The 1,039-nt window shown below is 52.6% G+C and carries 1 protein-coding gene; it reads right to left on the minus strand.

Features of this window, described 5'->3' with window-relative positions:
* Positions 1-970: ISAzo13 family transposase (locus tag Poly41_RS33770; RefSeq protein ID WP_146531779.1), on the minus strand; the 970-nt coding region annotated here is incomplete at its 3' end.
* Between the last annotated feature and the right edge of the window lie 69 nt (positions 971-1,039).

Below are 1,039 nucleotides of genomic sequence, written 5' to 3' on the forward strand. Positions count from 1 at the left end.
CTATTTTATTCCATTTGCTCGTGCCTGGTGGATAGTGGCACACTTCGATGATCATGCCGGTCTCGTCAGCCAATCGCTGTAACTCAAACTTCCACAAACGATTTCGGTGGCCATTGCTTCCGCCACTATCAGCTGTGATCAAAAGGCGAGTTGTTTTCTTGTATCGTTTCTTTCCCAACCGGAACCACCAACGTCGGATGGCTTCGACAGCAAACTCACCAGTGTCTCGACTGATTCCGACTGACACCCAGGCCTCGTTGGAGTCGATGTCGTAAACGCCATAAGGGATAGCCTTGCCAAGTTCCTTGTCAGGAAAGTCGTGCGTGTCGACTTCCCAGGGTTCACCCTTGGGGCGGTATTCCTTGCCGACATTCGCCTTTTTCCCCAGCGTTTCCTTCTTTTTCGTATCCACCGAAACCGCTGGTCGTCCGCCTCGCCCACAGGCACGCACACGACGGGCAATGTGTTCAAATTGCGCATTGCGGTCGGGATGATCCGTTCCTTCTCGCGTCTTGCGATTACCTTGCAACGAATAGCCGAGCGAGCGGAGTACTTTGGAAATTTTGGTGCGCCCAACTCGAAAGCCTTGCGAGACCAACTCACGCTGAAGATTACTCAAACTCTTGCACGTCCATCGCAGTGGAGACTGTGGATCACCACGCTCGGTAGGTTCCACAAGACGATCGATCGCGTTAACAAGATCCCACTGTGTGTCCTCCAAAGGCTTTCGGCCAGCACCCGTTCGTCGCTGACGACTGCTAGGCAGCGGGTTGTCGCACTGCAGTTCCTGTATTCCCTTGCGTATGGTAACGTGTGAGAGTCCCGTCGCGAAGGAAACAGCAGTAATCCCACCATAGCCAATTGCCATTGCTTCGGTCGCGGCCCACCGCCTTCGCCCACGTTCGTCTAGATCCCCGACGAGAGAATTAAACTTAAGTTCTAGTCCTTCAATAATATGTGCGTCTTGCATCAACGCATTATCGACGAAATAGGTGTTTTTCTCCTATAGCAGTTCGATACTTTATTTGCGGACGGTCCC

The organism is Novipirellula artificiosorum (genome assembly GCF_007860135.1).
GTDB lineage: Bacteria > Planctomycetota > Planctomycetia > Pirellulales > Pirellulaceae > Novipirellula_A > Novipirellula_A artificiosorum.